Genomic DNA, 21,590 nt, shown 5'->3' on the forward strand with positions numbered 1-21,590 from the left:
TTAGTCCTCCTTAGCCCATTTCATAATGCAAGATGCCCATGTAAGACCTGCACCGAAACCAGAAAGAGCTATGATTTCACCTTTTTTCAATTTCCCAGATTGATAAGCTTCTGCCATTGCAATTGGAATTGATGCTGCTGATGCATTTCCATACTTTTCTATATTTACAAATACCTTATCCATTGGTAAATGCAAACGTTTCGCCGCAGATTCAATGATACGAATATTAGCTTGATGTGGAATTAAATAATCAATATCTTCTTTTTGCAATCCTGCACGTTCTAAAGATTTCAATACTGTAGAGCCCATTGCCTTTACAGCAAAACGGAAGGTTTCTTTTCCGTTCATATGCAAGCAATGCATATGATTATCTATAGATTCTTGATCAGCTGGATGTTTACTTCCACCACCAGGAATTTCAATAGTTGTAGCACCGCTTCCATCGGCACCTAAATCAAAAGATAACATACCATAACCTTGTTCAACTTCACCGAATACAGCAGCACCTGCTCCATCAGCAAAAATGATACAAGTATTTCTATCCTGCCAATTTACAAATTTAGATAATGTTTCAGCACCTACAACTAATACTTTTTTATACACACCAGTTTCAATAAACTGTGTCGCTATTGCAGACCCATATACAAATCCAGAACATGCTGCTGATAAATCAAAAGCTGCTGCATTTTTAGCTCCTAATTTATCTTGTAAAATACATGCTGTTGAAGGTGTATTACAGTCAGCAGAAATAGTTGCCACTATAATCATATCTAACTCTTCAGCAGATATCTTAGCATCTTCTAAAGCTTTAAGAGCAGCTTTATATGCTAATTCTGATGTTGGCTCATCTTTTGCAGAAATACGTCTTTCTTTGATACCTGTACGTTCTGTAATCCATTCGTCATTAGTATCTACTAATTTTTCAATATCTGCATTAGTGAGGATTTTTTCTGGAACATGATATCCTATTCCAATAATGCCTGCACTATTTAACTTCAGTGTCATGGCTCCAAATCTCCTCCTTATCTATATTATCCCTAATTTGAGTTAATACATCGTTTTTTACAAATTCACAGGCTTGTCTAATAGCACTACAGATAGATTTTGCATTAGAACTACCATGAGATATTATACAACAACCATTAACTCCTAGTAAAGGAGCTCCACCATATTCAGAAACATCTATATCTTTTCCTAATTTCTTTAAAGCTGGCATCAATAACAATGCACCTAATTTAGCTAATATACCACCTTTTTTTATAGCATCTTTAGCCAAACCTACTAATGTTTTTGCCAAACCTTCAGCAAATTTTAAAACAATATTTCCGACAAACCCATCGCAAACTACTACATCAAAATGACCTGTTGGTATATCTCTACCTTCAGCATTTCCTTGGAAATTAATAGTATTCATACCTTTTAACATTGGATATGTGGCTTGGGCTTGCTCATTTCCTTTTGTTGCTTCTTCACCAATATTTAATAAACCTACTGCTGGATTTTCTTTTCCTAGCATACATTTAGCATAGATAGAACCCATTAATGCACTTTGACATAAATGTTTTGGTTTACAATCTACATTAGCACCTGAGTCTAATAATAAAGTAACGCTACCTTTTCCTGTAGGTATAGGTGTAGCAATTGAAGGTCTATCTATCCCTTTTATTCTACCTAAAATAAATAATGCAGATGCTGCTGCTGCACCTGTATTGCCTGCAGATAAAACAGCATCACATTCACCATCTTTTACCAGACGAGTAGCAACAACAATAGAGGAATCTTTTTTTCTACGCACTGCCACTCCTGGATGTTCTCCCATACCTATGACATCACTTGCGTGATGTATAGAGATATTACTATTTCTCCATTCCGGATAATTTTTATCTAACTCTTTTTGTATCTGAGCTTGATCACCGACTAGTACAATTTCACAATCATAGCGTTTAGCCGCAAGTATTGCACCGGCTACAATCTCTTTAGGTGCAAAATCTCCGCCCATAGCATCTACTGCAATTTTCATACCTCGGATCCTCCATTACCTTCCAATGAAACAAGAATAAATTTTGCTCTAAAAACTTCTTCTGTAACATTTTTAATTTTTACCCAAACAAAGAATTTATTTCCTCGTTTGTGCTTTAATTCAGCTTTGGCAATTAATTTATCACCAACACGAACTGGTGCTTTATATTTTATATTAGCAACACCTGTTACCGCCATTGGGGCATCAATTAAAGCCAATGCTAATGAATTAGCTTGTGCAAACATATATGCACCTTTAGCTATTTTAGATTTTTCAAAAACCATATCTTCCGTAATATTCATTAACGAAATACCTGATTTCCCCAATTCTAACTCTAATAGCTCTCCAGAAACTTCACTACTACTAATAGATTTAACTTTTTTCTGCGTAGCTTCAGCTAATTGTTTTACTCGCTCTCTAAGCTCTGGTATGCCTAGTTCTAAACGGTCTAACCTAATAGTCTGTATACTAACATTCAAAAGTTTTGCCAATTCCTCATCCGTAAAGAAGGGCTTGGATTTCACATAATCTATTAATAGACTTTGTCTTATTCTCTTTTTTTCACGTGTCATCCTTCACACCAACTTTTAGTACCAGATAATATAATCAGTTACAATTGGTTATTATACAAACTTTTTTTCTAATTGGCAAGTACAAAATCCCTTAACTAATTCACTATCTATAACAAAATCCAACTAAACATTGAATAATTATTATTTTATAAAATCCCTGATTTATCCCTAAAATAAAATATGCTCCCTTTATAGATAGAGAAATATAATATCACTATATCTATAAAGGGAGCATACTAATTCGCTCCAGAAAATTATTCTGCAGAAGCGATAACTTCTTTACCATCATAATAACCACATTCAGTGCAAACATGATGAGGCATTTTTGGTTCATGACACTGAGGGCATGCAACATAACCAGGAGCTTCTAATTTCCAGTTAGCACGACGTCTGTCACGACGAGCTTTTGACATTTTACGCTTAGGTACTGCCATTTACTACACACCTCCTTAAATAACTAAAGGTTCTTCAAGCTAAATTGCTTTTACCTATTTTTTCAATAAATCCTGCAAAGCTGCAAGTCTTGGGTCAATACTTTCCCTATTGCAACCGCATTCGGTCTTATTCAAATTAGCACCGCATACACTACATAATCCTTTACAATCTTTCGAACATAAATGTTTTGTTGGCTGAGCAGAAATTATAATATCACGCACTAAATCGCCGATATTAATAATATCGCCGTCAAAACAATTTATTTCTTTAATTTTTGCAAATTCTTTATCTCTTGTATATTCTTCCGTAAAAGAATATTCGCTTTCTTTCTGGAAAAGTTCTAAACATCTATCACATATCTCTGAAATAGTGCACAAAATCTTTCCTTCTATGCGAAAACAAGTACCAGTATTAGTTGCGGTTCCTTTGACCATGATGGGACCTTCTAACTTACAATCATCTAAAAGTGGCCCAATGTCTTCGGGTTTTGCATTAAAACTAAAAGCCATTTCATGACCAATTTGTTCAGCTATTTCCGATACATTTATTTTCATCATTGCAATCAACCTCAATTCATTATAGCTGTAGCTATATATTTTGTCAAACAATCCAAGTAAATTTTTTAGGAAAAATTCTTCTTCTATGCTAAAATATTTTTTATTACTGAAAAAATTATAAAATAAAAAATCAAGAAAGTGAATTAAAAATGTCAATAACTGGAATTATTAGCGAATATAATCCATTTCATAATGGTCATAAATATCTCATAAAAAAACATAAAGAAAAATTCCCCGATAGCTATTTTATAGCTGTCATGAGTGGCAATTTTACCCAACGTGGTGAAACGGCCCTAGTTAACAAATGGCAAAGGGCAAAACTTGCCGTAGCAAATGGCATAGATTTAGTCATCGAACTTCCTTTTGTTTTTACCGTTCGCAGTGCTCAATACTTCGCCAAAGGTGGCATTGATTTATTACAAAAATTACACTGTGTAGACTCTATTTGTTTTGGTAGCGAATACACTAATGAAAAAGAGTTAACATTTATTGCCCAAACTGCCCAAAGCGAAAAATTTCAACAATTGTTGAAAACTAACCTTTCTGACGGTCAATCATATGCTGCCACAACTAGTAAAATTTTGAGTAATCTTACAGGTATTTCTGAAAATATATTAAAAGCACCCAATGCTATTTTAGGCATTGAATATTTAAAAGCCAATTTAAATTATCCCCAACCCTTGCAAGTAAATATCATCCAACGTGTAAAAGCAGAACATAACGATTTAAATTATCAGGAAAATTTTGCCAGTGGTACAGCTATTCGCCATTCTTTATATACAAATAATAACAATTTTTCTAAGCTTAAACAAGTTGTACCTACAGAAACATTTTCTCTTTTACAACAAACTCACCAAAAACAAGATTTACCTCACTTGGATTATTTGTTCACTACTTTAATCTCTAAACTAAGATTAGCCAAACTCGAAGAATTAACTAAAATATACGGTATTCGCGAAGGATTGGAGTACAAATTATTAAAAGCTGCTAACGAAGCTACCGATTTAGCTGATTTCTATCAACAATTAAAGTCAAAAAGATATCCTTTAACTAATCTACAGCGTTTATGTTTATATCTACTATTAAACATTACCAAAGAAATGATACAAACATTTGATGATACAGGTGTTTTATATGCCCGTATATTAGCTTTTAATGATAAAGGTACTCAAATAATCAAACAAATGAAAAAGAATGCTTCTATTCCTATCATAACTAAAACAACATCATATTTAGACAGTAAAAAACGTTGTCAACAAAAATTGACAACGTTTGAAGAAATGTTAGCTATAGATACTTACGCTACAGAATTATATAATTTATGTTTTAAACCATTTAAACCATATGGCCAAGATTTTACAACTTCACCATACTATCTACAAAGATAACTAAATTTTAAAAATGTAAACTTTGTTGTTTTAAATGAATATTCATCAATAAACCAAGACAAGTTATATTCGTCAATAACGAGCTTACACCATAACTCATAAGAGGAAGCGGTATACCTGTTACAGGCATAATCCCCATCGTCATACCTACATTTACTAATAAATGGAATGCCAACATAGATGTTATACCTGATGCTAATAACATGCCAAAAGTATCCTTACATTCACGTGCAATTTTTACGCCACGCCATAATACAATCAAATATAAACACAATAAAAATACTGCACCAATAAAACCAAATTCTTCACCGACAACGGCAAAAATAAAGTCTGTATGATTTTCTGGCAAGAAATTTAATTGACTTTGTGTACCACCAAAAAGACCTTTACCAAAAAGCATTCCCGAGCCAATCGCTATTTTAGACTGAATAATATGATATCCCGAACCTAATGGATCAACATTTGGATCAATAAATACCATGATACGCATTTTTTGGTAATCATGTAAAAACTGCCATATTATCGGTAGCATTGCTAAGAAAGCACCAAATACAATACCTAATATTTTTAAACTAATACCAGCTACAAAAATCATACCTAAGAAAATAGCTAAAAATACTAATCCTGTACCTAAATCCGGCTGTTTAGCAACTAACAAAAATGGTACTAAAACAAATAAAGCTACCGGTGCTACCTCTCGCCATTTATTTAAATGTCCAATCCTGCTTTCTAATAATGTTGCCAAAGCAATAATCATAATTACTTTAGAAAATTCCGATGGTTGAATACTGATAGGACCTATCTGTATCCAACGCTGTGCTCCTAAAGCAGCATGACCAAAAAACATAACAGCAAGCAACATAATCAAATTAAAAATGTAAATCTTATTGCCCCAATTTTTCAAAGCACGATAATCAAAAAAATTCGTTATCATAAATGCCCAAATCAATCCACCAATGGCAAACATGCCTTGTCTTTGTAAATACCAATATCTATCATCACTAGGTGTATTTACATGAGTCGCACTAGCGATTGTAATAAGACCTACTATTAAAATTCCAATGACTGCTAAAGTCAAAGGCAAATCCAACCGACGCAATGTCCGATTCTCTCTAATATTGAACATAATTACCTACCATTTCTTCTTTTCATTTTCGTTAACAAATCCATTTAGTTTTACAAAATAAGTGAGGATACAATATCATTTGTATCCTCACTTATTATAGCAATTCTCATCATAATGTCAAAGCCATTATCACTTCATCAGTATCTATATCAACAATTTTAATAGTTTTATCTTCTAATATAGCCACTGTTGCTCTCTTATCTTCTCGTTTACTAAGTGATGGTGAGCCTGGATTCAAAAATACTGTATTTCCTCTTTTTTCTAAAACATTGATATGCACATGACCAGAAATAAAAATATCTGCTTTTAAAGCTCTAGCCATTTTATCTTTTGCTTCATCTGTTTCTACATAATGACCATGAGTAGTAACTATTTTTAAACCTTCTGCTACAACATAAGTATATGGTGCTTGAATTGGCATATCTAATACTAAAGTATCAACTTCACTATCGCAATTACCACGACAAATAACGACAGGCATACTACAAGCATTTAATTTTTCTGCGAGTTTTGCAGGATTATAATCTGAAAGCATTGGATTACGTGGACCATGATATAATACATCGCCTGCATGAATAATCATATCTGCATCTTTAAAATATTTATCAAAAGCAAGAGAAAATCGTTCATGACAACCATGTGTATCGCTAATAATTCCAATTTTCATATCTAAGCACCTCTTTATCATTATAATAAAATTATTCTAGCATTTTTCTAAAAAAAAATACATACTTGGCATATTCATTCTTAAAAATATCTCCAAAAGAAAAAAGATTTCTTGAAAAAATCCAAGAAATCTTTTTTTTATTAAATATTACTCATTGTTTTCTTTTCACCACAAAGAATTTCAAAATCCTTTACGAATACATCAACTGCACATCTTGCTGCATCAACTTTAATGAGATTTTCAATAACATCTGGAGCTATTGTACTTGCACCTACACCATATTTAGCAAGTTCTAATACTTGCTGAGAATTTTTAAAACTTGCAGCTAAAACTTCAGTTTCAAGACCTGCATTTTTCAACATATCATGAATATCTTTTGCAACTTGAATACCATTCGCCCCTAGATTATCAATACGATTTACATATGGAGCTACATATTTGGCACCAGCTTTACCTGCTAAAAAGCCTTGCATCTGATTATAAACGGCAGTGCCTGTGATATTTATACCTTCTTTAGCCAAATTTTTAATAGCTTTTAAGCCTTCTGGAATTACGGGAATTTTGATAAATGTATTATCACCTAATATTTCACGCATTTTATAAGCCTCTTCAATCATGCCTTGAGCATCTTTTGATATTACTTGTGCATGAAGTTCAGACTCACTGCCGATAAAAGCTCTAATTTCACTTAAAACATCAAAAGGATTTCTTCCTGCTTTTTTCAAAATTGAAGGATTTGTTGTAACACCATCTACTGGATAATATTCATACATTTTCTTAATAGCATCAATGTCTGCATGGTCAACTAAAATTTTCATTCTCATCGCTCCTATTCAATAATTAAATTTTTTATTCCATTTTGCTTAGCAATATCATAAAAAAACTGTAATTGTGCATTGCTATACAATTTAGGATTTTCTGTAAAATAATATTTTTTATCTAAATAACTGTATTTTGCTTTTGCCAAAGGATTATAGTTTAACAATTCATATTTTACATCATGATAACAATTACTGATAAACTTACTAATCTGTGCAATATTTTCTTTTGTAGCTGTTAAAGTTGGAATAAGTGGTGTTCTTACAATCACACAATCTTTCTTATTCGTTTGCAATAAATACTTTAAATTATCTTTTATTATCTCATTATCTACATTCGTACAATTTTTATGCCAATCATTATCAAAAATTTTTAAATCAGTATAAAACTCATCAACATATGGCAATATTTTTGCCAAAATCTCTCGTTTAGTAAATAATGAGGTCTCTATTGCTGTATGCAAATTTTTCCGTTTACAAGCCTTTAATATAGCTAAAGCAAATTCATACTGAAATAATGGTTCTCCACCGGAAAGAGTAACTCCTCCATCATATTTAAAAAAAGCTTCATCTTTCATTATTTCTTGCATAATTTCCACTAAATTATAGTATCTACTATCAAATTGCAAAGCTCGTGTTGGACATTCTTCTATTATCTGCAACCAATTACTATCTTGCTGACGATTTATATTCATCTTATCATCTACAAATTTTATCGCATTATTTTTAGCAATATGCTCACAAGTCTTGCACTTTATACATTTATTTTCTAAATATAATATTTGCTGTTTATAATCCAATCCTTCCGGATTTTGACACCATTTACAACGAAGGGGACAGCCCTTCAAAAATACAGTTGTACGAATTCCTGCCCCATCATGCACAGCAAAACGCTTAATATCAAAAACTAAGCCTTTATCTTCAGACATTGTCATATGTTGTTCTGGCGATGATTTCATTTTGTAACTCCCCTGCAAGCTCTGTAAAATACGCTGTATAACCTGCTACTCTAACAGTGAGTGAACTATACTGTTCTGGATTTTTTTGAGCTTTTAGTAAATCTTCTCTACGCACTACGTTAAATTGAATATGCGGTATTTCTAAATCGACAAAAGTTCTTAAAAAATTAGCAAATTTATCTATACCTGTCTGTGTTTGGAAAAATTCTGGCAAAAATTTCATATTTAACAGTCCGCCATTTGTCGTCAAATTATTATCTAAACGGGAAACAGATTTCAGTACTGCTGTTGGGCCATTTAAATCTCTACCATATACAGCAGACATACCGCCATCTGCTAATGGAGTTTGCGATAAACGACCATCTGCACTAGCTCCTAAATTTTCGCCCATAGGCACATGAGCACTAACTGTATACATGCCCATATGATAAGCTCCACCTCGATAATTTGTAAATTCTCTGAGTTTTGCTCTGAATTTTCTAGCCCATTTAACGCCTAATTCATCCACCCAAGCAATATCATTGCCATATTTAGGTACATGATTTAATAATTTTTGACGAAGAATTTCTTGATTAGCAAAATTATTTTTCAAAGCTTCTTCTAAAACTTTTGCTGATACTTTTTGCTCATCAAATACTAATTGTTTTATCACAGCTAAACTATCTGCTAAATTAGCCACCTGAATAAATTGTATTCCTGATAAATTATATTTTGCTCCACCTGCTGTTACATCAATGCCTTTTTCCATGCAATCGTCAATTACACTAGATAAAAATGCTGTTGGCAATATTGCAATATGACCTTTTTCCACAGCCTCGCAACAAGGAATCATCTTTTCTACAAAATAATTCATTGTTTTCTCTAAAGCTATTTCTAAATCTGCAAAAGTTTTATAAGTGCTAAGTGAACCAAAATCAGGTGCCATCTGTTTATCCGTCAACAGACATCTACCATGATTTAAAGTGAGCTCTAAAACTTTGTTCATATTAAACATAGCCGCATCACTCCAGCCAAGATTATTGCCCTGAGTCGTGAGTTCTACACAGCCAACAATAGCATAGTTCATAGCATCTTGATGGGTTACGCCTAAATTTTCCATTTCTTTAATGATAGCTTTATCATTGAAAAATTGTGGCATTCCACTGCCTTTGGCTACTACACGAATAGCATGTTTTAATAATTTATCATTAGTTTTTTCATGAAGTCTTACCGATAAATTAGGTTGTGGCAAATCTAAATCTTCTTGTGCTGATAAAAACAACTCTGATAAATCATTGCTAAAATCATTACCCTGTTCATCTACACCACCAATAGCTATATTAAAGCCAATAGGGAAACCTGCAAAGTATTTTGCACTATGCTGATTGCGTAAATAAACAATTTCATTAAATTTTAACCATAAACATTCAATAATTTCTAAAGCTTCATCTTTAGTTAAAATATTATTTTCTATATCCTTTATATAATATGGATATAAAATTTTATCCAATCTACCTGGAGAAAAACTAGACGCATTGCTTTCCATATGCAAAATCACGAATAAAAACCATGTAGCCTGCACAGTTTCATGAAAAGTTTGCGGTGGTCTTTGACTGATATTTCTACAAATTTCTGCTACTTTTATTAAGCTAGCTCTATTTTTTTCATCAGTTTTAGCAGTAACAATCAATAAATCATGATAACGAAGCATAAAATCCTGTACTGCTTTCATTACAATGATTATTGCCTGATAAAAATTTTTCTTATCCTCATCTGCATTTTCATAATGATTTTGAGCATCTGCTAGTAGACCACTAACGCCTTTTTGTAGCCACTTTTCTACATTTGGACAAATATGACCTTGTGCGTGGTCTGTCTGATTTATTTTTACTACTTTGTTTATCGCACTTATTTCTTTACCAAAATTTTGTTTTATTACATCTTCTAGACTTTTACCCTTCCAATAAGGTACTATCTGTTCACGAAAAATTTTTATATCTTCATCTCTTACTAAAAATTTATCTTGTTTTCGCGTTGGAATAGTTTCAAATTCTCTATCCACCCAAGAAATACCACTTTCAGGAAAAACTACACCATAACGCACACCTTTAGTACGATTTCCCACTATCAATTCTTCATTTTCTATACCGATTTCTAATTCTCGCAAAGCATTTGCTAGTGCATAAGCTCGTTTTAAAATTATAGGTTCATTTTCATGTTGTTTATATGTTTTTGTAATAATTAATGCTTGTTCTATACTGACATATCTAGGTTGGGACAACATTTTTTCTTTTAAAATTTGTACGCGATCTTTTATCATAAATACACTCTCCTCAACTATACTCAACTGTCAGAAAATTCCATTCATTAATTTTATTATATAAAATTTCTTATTATTGTCAACAATTTTATATTATTTTTTATTATTTATTATTATTTTATTTATTTATAATTTCTATATTATATTTTAATAATTCTTTTTCTTCTGTTTCAGTTAGATTTTCATCAGTAATTATTCCTTGAAAATCTTCGATATTAGCATATTTATAGCTTCCCGATTGTTTTAATTTTTCACTTTCTGCCATCATATAACTTTTTCTGCTAATATTTAACACTTCTTTTTTCGTAATACCATCATTTGCCATATAAGTAGTTATTGCATTATCGTGAACATCCACACTGACAACACCCATAAAAGCTAAATCAAAACGGAAATTTTTCAACATCTCTATCGTTAAGCTACCTACAAAACCATCTCTGCCAAAATCAAATTCTCCACCGATAAAAATCACTCTTATATTTGATTTTGCCAATATATTCACTATCTCCAACATATTAGTTACAATAATAGCTTTCAAATCACTTTTAGCAATGAGATAAGCTAGCTCAATATTTATTGTAGATATATCTAAAAACACAACATAATCGTCTTTTATCAAAGATAATGCCTTTTGTGCTATCTTTTGTTTAGCTATTAAATTAATGGATTTTCTTTGTGTAGCAAATTCACGATGCACATTTTCCTTTACTAATACAGCCCCGCCATACGTTTTTTTCAATTTACCTTGCTGAGCTAATAAAGCTAAATCCTTGCGAATTAAGTCTTCACTTACTTTGAATTTTGCACTCAATTCTTTTACTTTCACGCGACCATTTTCTTTTAATTCTTGTATAATCAAAGCATGTCTTTCTTCTACAAACACTTTTATCACCTTCAAAATTAAATTATTTCCCTTATTATTTTACTGCATAGCCAAAAAATCCAAAATAAAAAGATGAGACATCTATTTAAAATATCTCATCTTTTTTATCTCTTATATTTAATTTTAAAATTTATCTACAAGCTAATACATCTCTATAAAAAGCGTCCATTTCTTCTCTTGTATTGAAATTAGCTATATACATTCGATTGCCCATTGCTCCAGAAAGAGCCTCTGCCACTCTTCCTGCCATCTTCATATTAGCACCATATTTACGCATTATATCTTCATCGCTTATTACAAAATTTTTGCCATCACGACGACCAGCAAATGCACAAAAAGCAGTCTGACCGATTCCTCTTAAGGAACTATCATATGCTATCATATCTGCCCAAATTTTATATACATCGGTACTTTGAGAAAAGTTCATCATATCTGGACTAATACCGCCACTTGGTCTCATATTTACTTCGAGACCAATGAGTTCACCTTTTCTTCCTAATCCTTCATGATCTGCTAATAAACGGAAAAATTCGAAATGTACAAAACGGCTCTTTACACCAAAGCTCTTTACCGTAGCCCTACCCATAGCACGTGTATCATCAGCTAATCTATTTAAAATATAAAAAATACTATTATCTGCATTATTTACTACGTCCATAAGAGACATCGGCGTTACATTGCCAATTTCAAAAATTGGTTCTCCGTGAGAATTGATAATCGCATCATAAGAATTTATTTCTGCATATATGTATTCTTCCATAATATATTCTATGTGCGAAAATTTCGTTGCAAAGAAATATGCCACTTCATCTTGATTATTAAGTTTATAAGTAAAACTAGCACCCACACCATTATTAGGTTTTACAATTACTGGATAACCAACTTGTTGTATAAATGCCATGCAATTTTCCCAGCTATCAACTATATGATAACGTGCTGTAGGAATACCTGCTTTAGCATAAAATTCTTTCATTCTAGATTTATATTTTACCTTTGGCATATCTTCATTATGAAAACCAGTTTGAATATTAAAATCTGTACGCAATCTAGCATCGCGTTCTAACCAATATTCATTATTGGATTCTAACCAATCAATTTCGCCATATTTATATTTAAAAAATTCTACAGCTCTATAAACTTCATCATAATTTTCAAGACTACCGACTTTATAATATTCATTTAAGCTTTCTTTTAACTCTGGACATAAATTATCATAAGGAGCATCGCCTATACCTAATACATTCAAGCCATTATTTTTTAATTCTCTACAAAAATGCCAATAATTTTCTGGGAAATTAGGAGATATAAATATAAAATTTTTCATGATAATATCATAATATCCTTTCTTTATAATGTCTTTTTTTCATCTCTCTTCATCTCAACCTAGTAAATACGGCACAAAATAAGCTACTTGCTTATGCCACCAATACCAATCATGACTACAATCATAACCCCAATAATCTACCCAAGTATTAATATTTTTTTCTCTTAAAATATCATCAAGTTGACCTGTTGAAGAAGGTATTTCCCAAGCTCCTTTACCTACACAAATTACAGATTTCTTCAAATTATATAAATGAATATATGGATGATCGTATGGCATATTTTTCAAATAATCCACAGGTGAATTATTATAAACTATATCGTCCATGTAACCATCAAAACCATAACTTGCAGTATATATACCACTCAAAGCTAATAATCGATCAAATAAATCTGGTCGACGATAAAATAAATTTGCTGCATGTGTAGCACCCAAACTACAACCAAAAACCATTATTCCTGGATACCCACTCCAACCATTACGCAAGTTTACCATATCTCGCATAAAAGGAACCATCTCATCTGTAATATATCTCATCCATTGTTCATGACGTTCTGCTCTCCATCTTGGATCAGCACCTTTGTTTGACCAAGTTTCTTTATCCATTGTATCAATAGAAAAAACCATTACCTGTCCACTTTCTATCCATGGAGCCCAAGTATCTGTCATTTTAAAATTCTCAAAATCAAAAAAACGCCCATCTTGACAAGGAATATATAAAACTGGTCTACCTGCATGACCATATACTTTAAATTCCATGTCTCTGTTCAGATTATAACTATATCTTTTAAAATATTGTACTTCCATAAATAACTGCTACATTATATAAAACATACTTATTTTTATATCGTAGCGAAAATTCACCTCTTATTATTTTTTATTTTTCATATAATAGGGTATTCACAAAAAAAGGTATTTGTTTTTCCCAACTTGCTTCACTATGTGTACCATTTGGCACAATACGAGAATTCAATCTGATATTTTTTTTCATCAACATTGAAGATATCATCGCAAATTTTTGTATCATATGTTTATATCTTGGAAGTTCTTCTGTACCATAATCCATATAAACTACAGTATCTGGATTAATATCAGCATTTTTTATCATTTTGGCTAATTTTTGTGGACCTGTCCATATAGATGGTGATAAAGCTGCCGCTCTAGAGAATATATGATTGTATTCAAGTATTGCATATAAACTCATTAATCCTCCCATGGAGCTTCCTGCGATAAATGTATTTTCTCTATCTGAAAGTGTACGGAAAGTTTTATCAATTGTTGGTTTTAATTCATTGACAAACCAATCCATAGTAATCTTTCCTAAACTTTTTATACTACCAAAAGTTTTATCTTTAAATGGATATGGTGTATATTCTTTCAATCTGCCATTATCTGGATTTTGATTACAAGCTGGAGCCACTACTATCATTTGTGTATCTGTATACTCCATATATTCTTTCATGCCCCATGCTTTTCCATAAGTAGCATCGTCATTAAAGAAAACATTCTGTCCATCAAACATATATAATACAGGATAGTATTTATCTGGCTGTTCATCATAGGATTTTGGAAGATAAATGTATAATTTTCTATTTTCTTCGTCTGTCAATTCTGGTATAGTAATGTTCCATACATCAATCACAATTATCACCATTACTGAAAACTCATAAATAAATTACTTTATCTATAAGGTTACTCATTTTCAATAAATCCTTTCTTTTCTGATTAAGTATTTACTTAATACTCAACGTGGTAACTTACGTTTTAATATAAAATATAATAAATCACTATTAAATATCCTAAAAATCATCATGTCTAATATCAGGAGATTTTAAGGTTTTTAGAGAGATTTTTTATTAAATATAACATAATATAACATATTTTAAAACAAATTTCAACACTTCTGATAAAAACACCATGTAAACATGTAAACTAACAATAAATAAAAATAATAAAAAAAGAGGATATTTATATACATAACGCATAAAAATATCCTCTTTCTTTATTTATAATCTCAATTTATTTTTTATTTTATTTTTTTCAATAAACTTGCCATTTCCATAGCTGCCATAGCTGCATCGCTACCTTTATTGCCTGCTTTTGTACCAGCACGTTCTACAGCTTGTTCGATATTTTCAGTAGTTACTACACCAAAAATAGTAGGTACACCTGTGCTCATTCCTACTTGAGCTACACCTTTAGATACTTCATTACATACATAATCATAATGAGTAGTTGACCCACGAATAACAGCACCTAAGCAGATAACAGCATCATATTTTCCTGTTTGTGCTAGTTTTTTAGCTACTACAGGAATTTCAAATGCACCTGGTACCCAAGCAACATCAATATCATCTTCATTTGTTTCATGACGACGAAGTGTATCGATTGCCCCAGATAATAATTTACTTGTGATAAACTCATTGAAACGAGCCACTACAATACCAATTTTTAAATCTTTACCATTTAAATATCCTTCTAATATATTAGCCATTAAAAAAACCTCTTTTCTTTATACTTAATGTTTGTATTAAAGATTATTATTTAGTATCTATTTATTATTTTAATAAATGTCCCATTTTTTCTTTTTTCACTTTTAAATAACCTGCATCATATTTATTAGCAGGAATTTGAAGTGGTACTCTTTCTACGATTTCTAAGCCGAAACCTTCAAGACCTGCTCTTTTAGCTGGATTATTAGTCAATAAACGTATGCTAGATAAACCTAAATCTTCTAAGATTTGAGCACCAATACCGTATTCACGTTCATCAGGAGCAAAACCTAATAAAACATTTGCTTCAATTGTGTCTTTACCTTGGTCTTGAAGTGCATACGCTCTGATTTTATTTGCAAGACCTATGCCACGACCTTCTTGACGAAGATATAATAATACACCTTCACCAGCTTCTTCAATTTTTTGCATTGCTAAATGAAGTTGATCGCCACAATCGCAACGCATAGAACCTAATACATCACCTGTTAAACATTCAGAATGAACGCGTACTAATACATTCTTTTTATTTCTTACATCGCCTTTGACAATAGCTAAATGACATTTTCCATCTAATTTACTTTCATAAGCCATTACTCTAAAATGACCAAATTTATTTGGAAAATCTGCTTCAGCTACTTTTTCTACCATTTTTTCTGTAGTTTTACGATATTCTACTAATTGAGCTACAGTTATAAATACTAAATCATGTTTTTTCGCAAATTCAATCAAGTCTGGAGTACGAGCCATATGACCGTCTTCCTTCATGATTTCACAGCAAAGACCTGCTGGTTTCAAACCTGCTAATTTTGCTAAATCTACAGTAGCTTCTGTATGACCAATACGGCAAAGTACACCACCTTCTTTAGCACGAAGAGGGAACATATGACCTGGACGACGTAAATCTTCTGGTTTTACATTATCATCGATTAAAACTTCAACTGTTCTAGCTCTTTCAAAAGCAGAAATACCTGTAGTTGTATCCACAGCATCAACAGATACAGTGAAAGCTGTTTCATGATTATCTGTATTATGGCTAACCATCTGATTTAAACCAGCTTTATCAATGAGTTCACCAGACATTGGCACACAGATTAAACCTTTAGCATGAGTAGCCATAAAATTGATGATTTCTGGAGTTGCTTTTTCGGCAGCTACAATTAAATCGCCTTCATTTTCACGGTCTTCATCATCTGTTACCAATACCATTTTACCTTGTTTAAATGCTTCAATAGCTTCTTCAACTGTATTGTATTTAAATTCCATATCTCTATACCTCATTTCTTAAAAACCATTTTCACGTAAAAAATCTAAACTCAATGATGATGATTTTGGTTTATCTTGTTTAAAACTCAATAATCTTTCTACATATTTACCCACGACATCATTTTCTACATTAATTATTGAACCCACTGACTTATCAAGTAGAGTTGTAACTTCAGATGTATGTGGTATTAGCGATACTGTAAAATTATCTTCACCTAAATGTGCTACAGTAAGACTTACTCCATCTAAAGCAACAGAACCTTCAGAAATGATATATTTTAAAATTCTACCATTAGCTGTCAGAGTGACACGTGTAGCATTATCATCTTTTTTCATTTCAATAATTTTAGCAGTGCCGTCAATATGACCACTTACAATATGACCGCCTAATCTACTTGATAAAGTCAAAGCTCTTTCTAAATTAACTTTATCGCCAATTTTTAATAAACCCATATTTGTCTTACGCATAGACTCGGGCATAACATCTGCTATAAAATAATCGCCAGCTAAAAAAGTAACTGTCAAACATACACCATTTACAGCAATACTATCACCTAATTGTGTATTTGCTAAAACTTTCTTGGCTTTAATAGATAATTTTATAGAATGAGTGCCTTTTGCTATAGCCTTTACAACACCGATTTCTTCTACGATACCTGTAAACACTGTATCACACCCTATCTTTTACACTCTACCTATGATTAAAATATCTTCATCTAATTTTTCTACTTGTATATCTTTCAAAGATAGTGCTTCTTGTAAATTTAAAATACCTGTTCCTGCTACAGGAGTTTTTGCTTCTTTACCGCCAACAATTTTTGGAGCAATAAAGAAATATACTTTATCTACTAATTTTTTTGCAACAAAACTTCCGTTTAAAGTAGCACCGCCTTCAACTAAGATGCTACAAATATTTTTCTGTCCCAAAATATCTAGTAATTTTTCTATATCTACTTTATCATTTTCATCTTTATCCACTACAATGACATCAACATCTTGAGCTTGCAGTTTTAAAATTTTATCTTTATCCGCTTTATCTGTAGTAGCAACAATGGTTTTTGCTGATTTATCTTGTACTACATTAGCATTTATATCAATTTTTAAACTGCTATCTACAACTATTCTAATTGGATTTTTTCCACCATCTACTCTAGCAGTGAGCATAGGATCATCTTCTATCACAGTATTAATTCCCACCATGATGCCATCATAAATATCACGTAATTTATAACCATATGCTCTTGATGTTTCATTTGTTATCCATTTTGATTGACCTGTTGCTGTCGCAATTTTTCCATCTAAAGTCATAGCTGCTTTTAATACCACAAATGGTTTTTTATGCTCAATCCATTTAAAGAACACTTCATTTTGTTTACGCAATTCATCTTGTAAAAATCCATATTCTACATGAATACCTGCATCTTCTAAAATCTTAAAACCTTTGCCTGCAACTTTAGGATTTACATCCAATAGACCGCCATATACATTTTTTACCTTTGCTTCTACCAAAGCTTTAGCACATGGTGGCGTTTTTCCATAATGAGCACATGGTTCTAATGTCACATATACATCAGCACCTTGAGCTAATTCTCCTGCTTGATTTAATGCGTGAACTTCCGCATGTGATGTGCCTGCTTTTCTATGCCAGCCACAACCCACAACTCGATTATCTTTGACAATCACAGCACCGACTAAAGGATTAGGAGAAGTTCTACCGATTGCATTTCCTGCTAATTGCATGGCAAGTCTCATATATTTTTCATCGTAACTCAAAAAATCACCATTCTTTCTGTTCATTCTTTGGTCATATTTTTAAAGAATTAAACAAAAAAGGCTGTTAAATGCAATGCAATTAACAGCCTAATCAGCTTCATATTTATTATAAATTAATTATTTATATCATTTCACTTTAATAAACTAATTTATAACTATACATCTTTTCTCATCCAGACTTTACTGTCGGCTTTGGAATTTCACCAAATCATGCAAATAAATGCTCGCGGGCTTTACCGCCGGTAGGGAATTTCGCCCTGCCCCAAAGACTGCTTTATTTAGTTACAAAAACATCATAGCACTTTACTATGAATAAATCAATATTTATTATTTCAAATCTATCACATCTAAATCATCAGGTACATACAAATTACCATAATAATATTGTTTACCTTCATTTGTATATAATTCTTTGCGTTCATTTATATGTTTATCTTCTGTATGATACAATACTAAATTTTTAACTTGCAATTTTTCTGCTAATTCACAAGCTTCTTTTACTGTACTATGATGCTTTTCATATGGTTTGAAAATATCTCTATCACCGTACAAACAAAACGCTTCTGATAATAAATAATCAGCATTTTGAGCATAAATTTCACAGATTTCATTATAAGGCTCATCACCTAAACAACATAAATTCATACCATCTGCAAATTCCGCACTAAAGCCAAATTGTTTTTCTTTTGTAGATAAAATATCAAAGAAAATAACCTGCATATCTAATATTTCTCTTTGATCACCATCTTCAACTACATCAAAAATAATATTTTTGCCAATTTGTGCTAAGTCTTTCTTTTTCAATGTTAAATTTGCAATAGTTTCTACTACCATTTTTACTTTATCATGACAATAGATATGCAATTTACCTCCATATTTTCCTTGATTTATCAATGTAGCTATTTTGCGTACTACCCAAATCACACCAAGTACATGGTCTGTATGAGCATGTGTAACGAATAAATGATGTATTTTCGTCATGTCAACTTTAGCTTTTTCTAATTGAGCTAAAATACCATTTCCACCACCAGCATCAACTAAAAAATACTCATCATTTGTATTTATAGCAAAACATGTATTAAAACATTTCGTAACCATTGCATTTCCTGTTCCTAATAATATTAATTTTCTCATCTTTAGCACCTCTATTGATTGTGATAGCTGTTATTATTTATTATACCACAAAAGCATATTTCTAGTGTTTATTTTACTATTTTATATATTTACACATGATAAAATCCATATTTTAACGTATTTCACTTTTATTATTTTTTATTTATCATTGAAGATATTCATATAATAATAATTTATTGTTTACTAATATGTCTATTTTGTAGTAAACTTAATTAAGTTAGTAATTCGAAATATGCAGGTGATATAATTTGTTGACAACAAACAAAATGTTTTTCATTATTAAGAAAGATTTATCATCGCTAGAAAATTTATTACATGAGACGGTTACATCTCCTGTTGACCTTATAACTGATATCGGAAATCATCTTATAAGCTCTGGTGGGAAACGCATCCGACCCGCATTATATCTTCTAGCGACTAAAAGCAATCCTAATTTAGATAAAGATTATGTATTGCCTCTGGCTATGGCACTTGAAATGATTCATACTGCCTCACTTGTTCATGATGATGTATTAGACAAAGCTTCTACTCGCCGTGGCATAGCAACAGCTAATGCTAAATGGGGAAATAATATTGCTGTACTCACTGGAGATTATCTTTTTGCTAAGGCATTTGCTGCTATTGCCAAAAATGACTATGGTACACGTATTTCTGAACGTTTAGCTACTATTGTATGTGATTTAAGTGAAGGCGAAATTTTACAAAATCATTTTGGTTATAGTATACCTGATTCTATGGATATATATTATGATCGTATCGCCAAAAAAACAGCTAATTTCATCGCTACTAGCTGTGAAATTGGTGCTATTATAGCCAAACTTTCTGAAGCAGAAATATCTGCTCTTCGTGAATACGGCTATTGTATTGGTATGGCTTTCCAAATAGTTGATGATATTTTAGACTTAACATCTGATTCCAAAAAAATTGGCAAACCTGCTGGTAATGATATTTTACAAGGTGTAATCACACTTCCTGTAATTCATGCTTACAATCACAGTCCTAATAAAGACGAGTTAAAAAATATCATCGAAAATCGTCAAATGAGTTTAGATGAATTAAATCGTGCTATTTCCATTGTCAAAGAATCTGATAGTATTGATTTTGCTAGACAAACTGTTGCAGAATTTTTAACACGAGCTAAAAATATTTTACCTGATAGTTTACCAAAATCAGTAAGAAATTCTTTCATTGAAATAGCTGACTTTATTGGTAATCGTGATTATTAAAATAATTTAATTCTAACTGAGGTGACTTAAATGTTTGGTATTGGTTTTCCTGAGCTTATTCTCATCTTAATTATCGGCCTTATTGTCTTTGGTCCTGGTAAATTACCAGAAATCGGTCGTGCTGTAGGTAAAGGCTTACAAGAATTTAAAAAAGCCACTTCGGACTTAACAAACACTGTTAACAATCCTACCAATAATGCTTCTATTACACCTACACCACCTAATCCAGCTAATCCAGAGCAACCAGCCGTAGCTCCTGTATTTATGAAGGAAACTACACCTAGTGAAAAAGTTGCTGCAACTGCTCAAAAAACAGAAACTACGACTGAAGTAAAAGCTCCTATTAATAACGAGAATAATGAAAAATCTACTAAATAAATATTTAAATATTTTATAAACAGATATTTAGTTCATTAGCTTATTTATTAAATAAAATAAAAATAAAGGTGATTTAAATGTATAGTATTGGTATTCCTGAACTCATATTAATTTTGGTTATTGCTTTGGTAGTATTTGGTCCTGGCAAATTACCAGAAATTGGTAAAGCTGTAGGCAAAAGTCTTCGTGAATTTCGTTCTGCTTCTACAGAAGATACAACAAAAACTATCGATGTTAAAAATGAAGACGAAAAAAAAGATAAAAAGTGAGGTA

General features: G+C 31.7%; 23 protein-coding genes and 1 riboswitch. Of the genes, 4 read left to right on the plus strand and 19 right to left on the minus strand.

What is annotated here, in order from left to right; all coding sequences use genetic code 11:
• The 5 genes from Q5I67_RS00800 to Q5I67_RS00820 all read right to left on the minus strand — a co-directional run bounded on the left by Q5I67_RS00800 (position 1) and on the right by Q5I67_RS00820 (position 3,584).
• A complete protein-coding gene (locus Q5I67_RS00800; protein ID WP_296899728.1) occupies positions 1-1,005 on the minus strand; it encodes a beta-ketoacyl-ACP synthase III in 1,005 nt (334 codons plus the stop codon).
• On the minus strand, positions 986-2,020 hold the full coding sequence (gene plsX / locus Q5I67_RS00805; protein WP_296899726.1) for a phosphate acyltransferase PlsX: 1,035 nt from the start codon (positions 2,018-2,020) through the stop codon (positions 986-988). The genes Q5I67_RS00800 and plsX overlap by 20 nt, the downstream gene beginning before the upstream one ends.
• Complete coding sequence (gene fapR / locus Q5I67_RS00810) at positions 2,017-2,592, minus strand: transcription factor FapR (RefSeq protein ID WP_296923462.1); 576 nt, start codon at positions 2,590-2,592, stop codon at positions 2,017-2,019. The genes plsX and fapR overlap by 4 nt, the downstream gene beginning before the upstream one ends.
• 254 nt (positions 2,593-2,846) lie before the next feature.
• On the minus strand, positions 2,847-3,026 hold the full coding sequence (gene rpmF, locus Q5I67_RS00815; RefSeq protein WP_008538627.1) for a 50S ribosomal protein L32: 180 nt from the start codon (positions 3,024-3,026) through the stop codon (positions 2,847-2,849).
• Positions 3,027-3,080: 54 nt separating this feature from the next.
• The gene (locus tag Q5I67_RS00820; protein ID WP_302486063.1) at positions 3,081-3,584 is read right to left on the minus strand and encodes a DUF177 domain-containing protein; all 504 of its coding nucleotides are present in this window, start codon (positions 3,582-3,584) and stop codon (positions 3,081-3,083) included.
• A gap of 149 nt (positions 3,585-3,733) precedes the next feature.
• Here Q5I67_RS00820 and Q5I67_RS00825 point away from each other — a divergent pair, with 149 nt between their 5' ends.
• Positions 3,734-4,972 (plus strand): nucleotidyltransferase, encoded by a 1,239-nt coding sequence (locus Q5I67_RS00825; RefSeq protein WP_302486064.1) that lies wholly within the window; start codon positions 3,734-3,736, stop codon positions 4,970-4,972.
• 7 nt (positions 4,973-4,979) lie between these two features.
• Here Q5I67_RS00825 and rodA read toward each other — a convergent pair whose 3' ends face one another.
• The 14 genes from rodA to Q5I67_RS00895 form a co-directional block, all read right to left on the minus strand.
• Positions 4,980-6,098 (minus strand): rod shape-determining protein RodA, encoded by a 1,119-nt coding sequence (rodA, locus tag Q5I67_RS00830; protein ID WP_296898308.1) that lies wholly within the window; start codon positions 6,096-6,098, stop codon positions 4,980-4,982.
• Between the two features lie 109 nt (positions 6,099-6,207).
• The gene (gene yfcE / locus Q5I67_RS00835) at positions 6,208-6,765 is read right to left on the minus strand and encodes a phosphodiesterase (protein ID WP_296923172.1); all 558 of its coding nucleotides are present in this window, start codon (positions 6,763-6,765) and stop codon (positions 6,208-6,210) included.
• Between the two features lie 140 nt (positions 6,766-6,905).
• Positions 6,906-7,583: a transaldolase family protein gene (locus Q5I67_RS00840; RefSeq protein WP_302486065.1), complete on the minus strand. Its 678-nt coding sequence runs from the start codon at positions 7,581-7,583 to the stop codon at positions 6,906-6,908.
• A gap of 11 nt (positions 7,584-7,594) precedes the next feature.
• Entirely contained in the window at positions 7,595-8,542 is a 948-nt protein-coding gene (locus tag Q5I67_RS00845; protein WP_302486066.1) for a glycyl-radical enzyme activating protein, read from the minus strand.
• Positions 8,505-10,841 (minus strand): formate C-acetyltransferase/glycerol dehydratase family glycyl radical enzyme, encoded by a 2,337-nt coding sequence (locus tag Q5I67_RS00850; protein WP_302486067.1) that lies wholly within the window; start codon positions 10,839-10,841, stop codon positions 8,505-8,507. The genes Q5I67_RS00845 and Q5I67_RS00850 overlap by 38 nt, the downstream gene beginning before the upstream one ends.
• A 118-nt stretch (positions 10,842-10,959) precedes the next feature.
• The gene (locus Q5I67_RS00855; protein ID WP_302486068.1) at positions 10,960-11,724 is read right to left on the minus strand and encodes a DeoR/GlpR family DNA-binding transcription regulator; all 765 of its coding nucleotides are present in this window, start codon (positions 11,722-11,724) and stop codon (positions 10,960-10,962) included.
• A gap of 130 nt (positions 11,725-11,854) precedes the next feature.
• Positions 11,855-13,048, minus strand: a complete 1,194-nt coding sequence (locus Q5I67_RS00860) for an acetyl-CoA carboxylase biotin carboxylase subunit family protein (protein ID WP_302486069.1) — start codon at positions 13,046-13,048, stop codon at positions 11,855-11,857.
• A gap of 54 nt (positions 13,049-13,102) precedes the next feature.
• Positions 13,103-13,855 (minus strand): alpha/beta hydrolase-fold protein, encoded by a 753-nt coding sequence (locus tag Q5I67_RS00865; protein ID WP_289146554.1) that lies wholly within the window; start codon positions 13,853-13,855, stop codon positions 13,103-13,105.
• A gap of 70 nt (positions 13,856-13,925) precedes the next feature.
• Positions 13,926-14,702 carry an alpha/beta hydrolase gene (locus tag Q5I67_RS00870; RefSeq protein WP_302486070.1) on the minus strand — a complete coding sequence of 259 codons (777 nt, stop codon included), beginning with the start codon at positions 14,700-14,702 and terminating at the stop codon, positions 13,926-13,928.
• Between the two features lie 372 nt (positions 14,703-15,074).
• Positions 15,075-15,542 carry a 6,7-dimethyl-8-ribityllumazine synthase gene (gene ribE, locus Q5I67_RS00875; protein ID WP_008538641.1) on the minus strand — a complete coding sequence of 156 codons (468 nt, stop codon included), beginning with the start codon at positions 15,540-15,542 and terminating at the stop codon, positions 15,075-15,077.
• A gap of 64 nt (positions 15,543-15,606) precedes the next feature.
• Positions 15,607-16,806, minus strand: coding sequence for a bifunctional 3,4-dihydroxy-2-butanone-4-phosphate synthase/GTP cyclohydrolase II (locus tag Q5I67_RS00880; protein WP_018999070.1), 1,200 nt, complete (start codon positions 16,804-16,806; stop codon positions 15,607-15,609).
• Positions 16,807-16,824: 18 nt separating this feature from the next.
• On the minus strand, positions 16,825-17,472 hold the full coding sequence (locus Q5I67_RS00885; protein ID WP_302486071.1) for a riboflavin synthase: 648 nt from the start codon (positions 17,470-17,472) through the stop codon (positions 16,825-16,827).
• Positions 17,473-17,490: 18 nt separating this feature from the next.
• A complete protein-coding gene (gene ribD, locus Q5I67_RS00890; RefSeq protein ID WP_302486072.1) occupies positions 17,491-18,603 on the minus strand; it encodes a bifunctional diaminohydroxyphosphoribosylaminopyrimidine deaminase/5-amino-6-(5-phosphoribosylamino)uracil reductase RibD in 1,113 nt (370 codons plus the stop codon).
• A gap of 133 nt (positions 18,604-18,736) precedes the next feature.
• A riboswitch (FMN riboswitch) is annotated at positions 18,737-18,853 on the minus strand.
• Positions 18,854-18,906: 53 nt separating this feature from the next.
• Positions 18,907-19,713: an MBL fold metallo-hydrolase gene (locus tag Q5I67_RS00895; RefSeq protein ID WP_302486073.1), complete on the minus strand. Its 807-nt coding sequence runs from the start codon at positions 19,711-19,713 to the stop codon at positions 18,907-18,909.
• A 266-nt stretch (positions 19,714-19,979) separates the two neighbouring features.
• Here Q5I67_RS00895 and Q5I67_RS00900 point away from each other — a divergent pair, with 266 nt between their 5' ends.
• From Q5I67_RS00900 to Q5I67_RS00910, 3 genes are all read left to right on the plus strand, one after another.
• Entirely contained in the window at positions 19,980-20,939 is a 960-nt protein-coding gene (locus Q5I67_RS00900; protein WP_302486074.1) for a polyprenyl synthetase family protein, read from the plus strand.
• Positions 20,940-20,969: 30 nt separating this feature from the next.
• Positions 20,970-21,317, plus strand: coding sequence for a twin-arginine translocase TatA/TatE family subunit (gene tatA / locus Q5I67_RS00905; protein WP_302486075.1), 348 nt, complete (start codon positions 20,970-20,972; stop codon positions 21,315-21,317).
• 77 nt (positions 21,318-21,394) lie between these two features.
• A complete protein-coding gene (locus Q5I67_RS00910) occupies positions 21,395-21,586 on the plus strand; it encodes a twin-arginine translocase TatA/TatE family subunit (protein WP_296896188.1) in 192 nt (63 codons plus the stop codon).
• Positions 21,587-21,590 lie beyond the last annotated feature (4 nt).

It is taken from the genome of uncultured Megamonas sp., from assembly GCF_958438645.1.
Classification (GTDB): domain Bacteria; phylum Bacillota; class Negativicutes; order Selenomonadales; family Selenomonadaceae; genus Megamonas.